This is a genomic window from Salibacter sp., from assembly GCF_031581065.1.
In the GTDB taxonomy this organism is placed as follows: domain Bacteria; phylum Bacteroidota; class Bacteroidia; order Flavobacteriales_G; family Salibacteraceae; genus Salibacter.
Genome location: NZ_JAVLBN010000067.1, coordinates 1 through 8002, shown reverse-complemented (window position 1 = coordinate 8002; position 8002 = coordinate 1). Strand labels below are relative to the sequence as shown.

Annotated in this window: 8 protein-coding genes; all 8 read left to right on the top strand. The window is 37.2% G+C overall.

Going from position 1 to position 8002, the window contains the following annotated elements; translation table 11 throughout:
• The first annotated feature begins 378 nt into the window (after positions 1-378).
• The 8 genes from RI557_RS10945 (at position 379) to RI557_RS10915 (ending at position 7683) form a co-directional block, all read left to right on the top strand.
• The gene (locus tag RI557_RS10945; RefSeq protein ID WP_310683770.1) at positions 379-1692 is read left to right on the top strand and encodes a T9SS type A sorting domain-containing protein; all 1314 of its coding nucleotides are present in this window, start codon (positions 379-381) and stop codon (positions 1690-1692) included.
• 306 nt (positions 1693-1998) lie between these two features.
• Positions 1999-2430 (top strand): hypothetical protein, encoded by a 432-nt coding sequence (locus RI557_RS11765; protein WP_409079701.1) that lies wholly within the window; start codon positions 1999-2001, stop codon positions 2428-2430.
• 141 nt (positions 2431-2571) lie between these two features.
• Positions 2572-3348, top strand: a complete 777-nt coding sequence (locus RI557_RS10940) for a DUF3050 domain-containing protein (RefSeq protein WP_310668896.1) — start codon at positions 2572-2574, stop codon at positions 3346-3348.
• 111 nt (positions 3349-3459) lie between these two features.
• The gene (locus RI557_RS10935) at positions 3460-4806 is read left to right on the top strand and encodes a dihydroorotase (protein ID WP_310683768.1); all 1347 of its coding nucleotides are present in this window, start codon (positions 3460-3462) and stop codon (positions 4804-4806) included.
• Positions 4763-5272 (top strand): gamma-glutamylcyclotransferase family protein, encoded by a 510-nt coding sequence (locus tag RI557_RS10930; RefSeq protein WP_310683766.1) that lies wholly within the window; start codon positions 4763-4765, stop codon positions 5270-5272. Before RI557_RS10935 ends, RI557_RS10930 begins: the two co-directional genes overlap by 44 nt.
• A 118-nt stretch (positions 5273-5390) precedes the next feature.
• The gene (gene pxpA / locus RI557_RS10925; RefSeq protein ID WP_310683764.1) at positions 5391-6119 is read left to right on the top strand and encodes a 5-oxoprolinase subunit PxpA; all 729 of its coding nucleotides are present in this window, start codon (positions 5391-5393) and stop codon (positions 6117-6119) included.
• Positions 6116-6835, top strand: coding sequence for a 5-oxoprolinase subunit PxpB (gene pxpB, locus RI557_RS10920; RefSeq protein ID WP_310683762.1), 720 nt, complete (start codon positions 6116-6118; stop codon positions 6833-6835). Before pxpA ends, pxpB begins: the two co-directional genes overlap by 4 nt.
• Positions 6832-7683: a biotin-dependent carboxyltransferase family protein gene (locus RI557_RS10915; RefSeq protein ID WP_310683760.1), complete on the top strand. Its 852-nt coding sequence runs from the start codon at positions 6832-6834 to the stop codon at positions 7681-7683. The genes pxpB and RI557_RS10915 overlap by 4 nt, the downstream gene beginning before the upstream one ends.
• Positions 7684-8002: the final 319 nt, after the last annotated feature.

The window sequence follows — 8002 nt, the reverse complement described above, 5'->3', positions numbered from 1 at the left end:
GTGGTGGAAATGGTGGAACAGATTATCTGACATTCGAGAAGAATTAAAGGCAGCTCAACAAAGTGTATAAGCAATAGCGGTTTAAGTGTATACTTGAACCGCTTTTCTTGTTTTATGGGTATCTTGCTTGTTGAATCGTAGGTGGTAATAATCCGCTACTGCTCATGTACAAAACGTTGAAGCAACGTGATGGAACATCCGAAACTTTATTAGAACACCCCCGACCTTGACCTCAGCCTCCACCTTAACCCTTTAAAAATTAGTGATTCCCAAAAGATCTATGGCTTTACTATATTTGATTTAAATATTTGCAAAAAAAAGTATGGTAATACTCAAGATCTTTAACTATTGACTCTAGAATTCATTAAAAGCTATTACATGAAAAACTTTATTATTTTGTTAGTATTGTTTGGAGTTACTCCAATTGTTTTTAGCCAAAACTATACTTCATTTTTTTCAGGAAATACTACTGATACCACAACAACTACATATGGTGGTGTATGCTTAATGGGTGGTGCATCTGAAGATGACAATGCGATGATCTGGTTTTTGCAGCAGGCCAATGAAGGTGATGTTCTTGTATTGAGAGCTTCAGGAAGTGATGGTTACAATGATTATATGTATTCTGATTTGGGCGTTAGTGTCAATTCTGTTGAGACCATCGTTTTTAACGATTCTTCTGCAAAAAACGAATCTTATATTCATCAAAAAATTCAGCAAGCAGAAGCAATTTGGCTTGCAGGAGGAAATCAATGGAATTATGTATCGTATTGGCGTAACAGTCCAATTGATAGTTTGATAAATCAGGCTATTACCAATCGTGATATTGTTATTGGTGGAACCAGTGCCGGTATGGCTGTTTTGGGTGATTTCTATTTCTCAGCGCAAAATGGAACAGTTACATCCTCTACTGCCCTAACTAACCCTTTTGATAATCGAATAGTCGTTGACTCTACATCATTCATCTCAAACGATTATTTATCGGATGTTATTACTGATACCCACTATGATAATCCTGATAGAAAAGGAAGGCATATCGTTTTCTTGTCTCGTATTTTAGTCGATTACAGGATAACCGCCAAAGGCATCGCCTGTGATGAATATACTGCCGTTTGCATTGACACAAATGGAATTGCAAGAGTGTATGGTGATTACCCTACTTATGATGACAATGCTTATTTCATACAGCCCAATTGTGAAATCATCAATAATGAACCAGAAAACTGCTCTCCAGGCTCTCCACTAGACTGGAACCAGAATGAACTTGCAATAAAGGTTTATTCAGTAAAAGGAACTACTGATGGTTCAAATTATTTTGATTTGAATGATTGGGAATCAGGAAATGGAGGAAATTGGGAAAATTGGTATGTTGACAATGGTGTTTTCAATACTCAAGCGGGTAATAAACCAAATTGTAAAACACTATCTACATCTCCAAATGATGAAAGCTCAATTTTTAGCGTATATCCAAACCCTGCAGCTAATAGAGTCACTATTTCACTTCAACTCAATAAATATAAATCAAATTCATTAGTAATCTCAAACGCAATTGGTCAGGAATTTGAACGACTTGGTTTAACAGGTTCTGACGAAATCCATTTAAACACTGAAGATTTTCCTGCTGGGTTGTATTTTATTAAGATCATGCGTGGTGGCGAAAATATTTTAGTTGAAAAATTATTGATTGAATAAATTTTACCAAAAAGGTGATGTAAAGCACACGACCAGAAGCCTATTCTCGATGGTTTAGTTGATTATTCATCTTCCTAAATTAGTTTTTTGGCTCTTCATATTACAATCTCTTAACTAACTACAACTGTTTTATTTTAAATTCAAAGATGACATTAAAATGCAAATAACCTTTTTAACTGATTGAGGAAAGGTATATTCTTCGTAAAAAATTAGGGATGCTAGATTTTTTGATCACTCGTAGCACTCTCTAACAGCTAAACGTTTTGAATAGCTAAATTGTATGATTTAAAATGCTACTTTAAATATATGCGAAATTACTTCTTATTCGGTTTTAATTTTGAAAGAAACACACGTTTCTACGAAAAAATAGGAATTCGAACTTTTAAGTATCTTGTTCCTACCTGTGGTGACCTCTGGATCAAATTGTACCAAAGGATTTTCAAGAAAAAAGTTTCCCTTACTACAACGCGTAAAAAGGCTGTACATTTTGCTACTATGACGCAGGTTTATGAATTGATACACTATTTTGGCTTTGCTCTTTTATTGACTATCAATATAATTGTTTTATTACAGGGGAAAATAAACTCTACTATTTGGATTTTTCTGATGAACATAGTGGTGAACTTGTATCCAATTATTCTAAATAGATACAACAGAATTAGATTATCAAAAATATACGATATCAAAAAAAAGGAATTGAACTTGTCTAATATTGATTTATCTGAAAAAAGTAAATAAAGATCACGAGTATCGCCCTGGGCATTTCAATACTTTCAGTGTGTAAAGAGCAATGGGGCGATTTTTTTTTAATAAGTCCAACAATTTTAAAGAACAATTTCCAGCCAAAAGTATTACATATTAAACTCTAAAAATTAAGTCATGAAAAGTGAAATCGAAGAACTTAAAGAATCTATTGAACCCCTTAAAAATCAAATCATAAACCACAAGGTATATTCAGCAATAGAGAGCATAGACGATTTAAAGATATTCATGCAATACCACATATATGCAGTTTGGGATTTTATGTCGCTTCTCAAAACTCTGCAAAATAATTTAACCTGTACAAATGTGCCGTGGTTTCCAAATGGATCAGCAAACACCAGGTTCCTAATCAATGAAATAGTTGTAGGCGAAGAAGCTGATATCGATGAAAAAGGGAACAGAAAAAGCCACTTTGAGCTGTACCTTGATGCTATGCATCAAATTGGAGCTGATACTTCTTCAATTGAAATGTTTACTGATGCTTTGAAGTTTGATGGAGATTTTGAAAATGCTTACTCCAAATCAAACATCCCAAAAGAAGCCCGTGAATTCATTGATTTCACGTTTGAAGTAATTGAAACGAATAAGGATTATTTACAAGCAGCGATTTTCACATTTGGTCGTGAGGATCTTATCCCTGACATGTTTCACGCTATTGTGAATGACCTTTATCAAGAATCACCAGATAAAATCTCAGTGTTCAAGTATTACCTCGAAAGACACATTGAAATAGATGGAGATCATCACAGTGAATTAGCTCTACAAATGACAGCAAACTTATGTGGTTCTAACGAGGAGTACTGGGAAGAAGCTCTAAAATTCACAGTGGAATGTCTGCAGAAAAGGATTCAACTATGGAACGGGATTTACGAGAAAATTAAGGCAAAAAAATGATTTGAATATTTTCGTGCTCATGTATCTTTTTTTGAATAGAAAATAAGATTCACAAATCAACAAAGGCCTCTCAAACACTTATAAAGATTAAACCATTTATTGCTATATAGAATGAAAAAAAGCATTTTGATCAAAAACCCCACTGTAGTAAACGAAGGAGAATCATACATTGCTGATGTTTTAATTGAGGATGAATTCATTACCAAAATAGGGAATATTGATAGTGAATCAAATTACGATATAATTGACGGTTCGGGGAAACACTTATTCCCTGGAATTATTGATGGCCAGGTCCACTTTAGAGATCCGGGCCTTACCCACAAAGCTGATATGTACTCTGAAAGCAAAGCTGCAGTAGCTGGCGGTGTTACTTCTTTTATCGATATGCCCAACACCGTTCCAAATGTTTTAACTCCTCGTGATTTACATGACAAAAACCAAATTGCTTCTAAAAAATCATTAGCGAACTACGCTTTCTTCCTGGGGGTTAACGGTGATAACATTGATGATGTAATCAAAATGGATACGAATCAATTTATCGGTGTATCAGATGACGGCTTGTACTTTACAAAAAAAGGCAACTTGTTAGCAGACAGTCCAGAAAAAATGGAAAAACTGTTTGCTAACTGCGATTCTATCATTGCGATTCACTCTGAAAGAGAAAAGCTCATAGAAGAAAATGAACAACTATTTAAAGAAAAATACGGAAACGATATTCCTGCTAAATACCACCCGCTTATCAGAAGTGCTAAAGGATGCTATGAAGCTACTGAACGCGCCATTAGATTAGCTAAAAAACACAACGCAAGGCTTCATATTTTACATTTAACAACTAAGGATGAAACAACTCTCTTTCAAAATGATATTCCTCTGAAACAAAAAAAGATAACTACTGAAGTATCTATTCATCATTTGTGGTTTTCAGAAAAGGACTACGATCATCTTGGAATGCGAATCAAGTGGAATCCTGCTATTAAAACAGAAAGAGATAAAAAAGGTCTCTTACAAGCCCTAATCGATGATAAAATAGATCTTGTGACAACTGATCATGCACCTCATACAATCCAAGAAAAAGAAAAACCTTATTTCCAATCCATGTCAGGAGCACCAATGGTCCAACATGCATTGAATTGTATGCTGGAGTTTCACAAAGATGGACTTATATCAATAGAAAAAATAGTTGATAAAATGTGCCATAACCCTGCTACTCTTTACAAGATGACCAAAAGAGGATTCATTAGGGAAGGTTATTATGCTGATTTAACGCTTGTCGATTTAAATAACAAATGGTCAGTTAGTAAAGATAACATCTTGTACAAATGCAACTGGTCTCCTTTAGAAGGTACGCATTTTCACACAAGAGTCGAAAAAACCTTGGTAAATGGTCATTTAGCATTTGATAATGGTACGTTTTATGATCATGTTAAAGGAAAAGAAATCGAATTTGGGGAACAGTAAAGCACCCTCAAACCACAAAAATCTCATTTTCTCTTACGGAACGCTAAAACGAGGATTCCCAAATTATTCCATAATGGAGGATATAAACGCATCCTTCATCGCAGATGCAGTGACAAAATTCAAATATCCTCTGCTTCAAGCGGGCAAATGGAATGCTCCTTTTCTCATTCATCAAAAGAATTATCCGGGAAGTTTTCACGTAAAGGGCGAATTATTTGAAGTTGATAAAAACGGAATGTCGGTACTCGATGAGTTTGAAGGTGTCAACAACCGCTATTACAAAAGACTCAAAATTGAAATTCAGCAAGTTGCAAAGGAAGGAAATAATATCTCAAAAAGCGCCTGGTGCTATTTTCGCTTTCAAAACTCAGCACATTTACTGGCTAACTCATCCCGTTTTCTTCCGTTCTTTGGAAATGAGGAACTGAAAAAATACACTCCGGTACACCTCAGGCCTTCAGGCTGAAAGGAAAACTTATAGTTAACAGGTCATCATAGCCTTGCTCTAAAGTTTAAACAGCCTACTTTTGGTCAGAACCACAAACGCCACCGGATCTGACCATTGAAAAAGAGGTTTATTGTTTATGGACAGGACTACAAAAATCGATTTCAATTGCGACCTGGGTGAGGGTCTCAATAACGAGCATTTACTTATGCCGTACATCTCTTCCTGCAACATTGCTTGCGGAGGACACGCAGGATCACCCCAAATAATCGATAAAGTTATTTCGTTGGCCCTGTCGCACAACGTGAAAATTGGCGTACATCCCTCCTATCCCGATAAGGAAAATTTTGGCCGCGTTGTCCTGGAAATGACTGATCTTGAGCTACAGGGAAGTTTGAAAAATCAACTTCAGCTTTTCAAGGAACGAGCAGCCATGCAGGATGCTACGATTCATCACGTAAAACCTCACGGGGCACTCTACAACTTGATTGCTGTAGATGAAGAAAAAGCTACACTCGTAAGCAAAGTCGTACAGCAGGTTTTTGAAGATGTGAAATTGTATGTCCCGTTCAATTCAAAAATCGAAAAAGTGGCGAAGGATTTCGGAATTGAAATTGTCTATGAAGCTTTTGCTGATCGCAATTACAATGATGATTTAACACTGGTTTCACGGTCAGAACCGAACGCCACAATAACTGATAAGGAGAAAGTCGTAGCCCACGTGAAAAGAATGTTTCATGAATCAAAAGTAAAAACCGTACAGGACAACGAACGGGAAATGAAAGCTGATACATTCTGCCTGCACGGAGACAACGAAAAAGCAATTGAAATTTTAAAAAACTTACATCGAGAGTTTCTATCATATTGAATCAATACAAACTCACATATAAACCTCTTGGAAAATCAGCAGTATTGATAGAGTGGCCCTCAAAAATTGATGAGGCTATCATTCAGGATATTGTTGCTTTTGAGAAAAACATAGAAAAAAACAAAGGTGTTTTGGATACCATCATCGCTTACAACTCACTCACGATCAAATACGATAATGAGATTGATTTTGACAGTGAAACTAACCGATTAAAAAAACTGTACAAACAAAAAAAGAGGCCTAAAAAGCAGGAATCGAAATGCTGGCAAATTCCGGTATGCTACGACACGGAGTTCGGACCGGATCTGACCGAAATTGCCGAAGCCAAAAAACTTTCTACTGAAGAGGTGATTCAACTTCATACAGCTCCTCCTTACCTGATTTATTTTCTCGGGTTTCAACCCGGGTTCTTGTACCTGGGCGGTTTAAACGATCAGATCCACACGCCACGCAGAGCGACTCCCAGATTGCGCGTAGCCAAAGGCTCGGTGGGAATTGGAGGTGCGCAAACGGGCGTTTATCCGCAACAAACCTCAGGAGGGTGGAACATTATTGGGAAGTCTCCTATCGATTTCTTTGACATCACAAAACAGCAACCCTGTTTTGCCAAAGCAGGCGATAGGATTCAATTCGTATCAATTGACAAAGAAACCTTTAATGAAATAGCTGCGGAGGAAGAAAAAGGGAATTACGAACTCAAATTTCAGTCATTGTGATCAAAGTACTTCATCCGGGAATTTACAACACGGTTCAGGATCAGGGACGGTTTGGGTACGCCAAAATGGGGATTCCAACCGCTGGCTTTTTAGATGCTTATACAGCAGATTTTGGAAACTTTCTTTTAGACAATAAGGAAAGCGATGCAGCCGTTGAAATCACTTTTGGACAGGGGAAATTTCAATTCACCCGCCCCACAGTTTTCTGTTTGACGGGGGGCGACTTTTCACCAAAGCTCGACTCGGATCTGATCGAAATGAATCGCGTGTACCGTGCAAAATCCGGTGCAGTTTTATCGTTTGGTAAACGCAATTTTGGCGCCCGGACATACCTGGCTGTTCAGGGCGGTATCCAATCTGAAGTGATATTGAAAAGCAGGAGTTTTTCAAAAGGAATTACTCCGGTGCGGCTGGAAAAGGGAGATGAGCTAAAAACTGTTGAACAGCAGGAATTAAGGGAAACCGGCAATGCAAGAGTGAGAGAACATGTTGACCATTTTACATCTGGCGATTTAACGTGTTATCCCGGTCCGGAATTTGACCGGTTAAATGACAGGCAAAAACAACGATTGTCAGAACCGTTTACACTTTCGTCAGACAACAACCGGGTGGGTTACCGCCTGAACGAACCCCTTGAAAACGATTTGCAACCCATCCTCACCTCATCAGTTCTCCCGGGAACCATTCAGCTCACTCCCTCCGGAAAACTGATTGTTTTAATGAAAGACTGCCAGGTATCGGGCGGTTACCCCAGGGTATTACAATTATCAGAATACGCCATTTCAAGATTGAGCCAAAAAATGGCCGGTGAAAATGTGCGGTTTAAAATGCATAATTTCAATTTATAGGATGGAATTGGACAACCTTTTCCGAATTAGTAGGTGACAGCGAATCATAATTTCAATCTGCAGATTGAAAACGAATAATGAATTCAATCGTATTCGAGAAAAGTCAACAGATTACAGTATTAATCAACATATAATTAGCGATATTATGCTATGACGCGAATATTTTGTAATTATGGGGACAGAAATTAAAAAAAGGATATATTTTGAATACAAGTCAAAGTTACGGAGAAGCTCCAACCAAGGTTAGAAAAACAGATCATTACAAAAAAGAGTACATCCAAAGTTTTGTAGAAAAATGGGATGAATTGATCGACTGGGA

Excerpts from the sequence above, each read along its gene's own strand:
- RI557_RS10945 (WP_310683770.1), top strand. The coding sequence starts at position 379 with ATGAAAAACTTTATTATTTTGTTAGTATTGTTTGGAGTTACTCCAATT.
- RI557_RS11765 (WP_409079701.1), top strand. The coding sequence starts at position 1,999 with ATGCGAAATTACTTCTTATTCGGTTTTAATTTTGAAAGAAACACACGT.
- RI557_RS10940 (WP_310668896.1), top strand. The coding sequence starts at position 2,572 with ATGAAAAGTGAAATCGAAGAACTTAAAGAATCTATTGAACCCCTTAAA.
- RI557_RS10935 (WP_310683768.1), top strand. The coding sequence starts at position 3,460 with ATGAAAAAAAGCATTTTGATCAAAAACCCCACTGTAGTAAACGAAGGA.
- RI557_RS10930 (WP_310683766.1), top strand. The coding sequence starts at position 4,763 with ATGATCATGTTAAAGGAAAAGAAATCGAATTTGGGGAACAGTAAAGCA.
- pxpA (WP_310683764.1), top strand. The coding sequence starts at position 5,391 with ATGGACAGGACTACAAAAATCGATTTCAATTGCGACCTGGGTGAGGGT.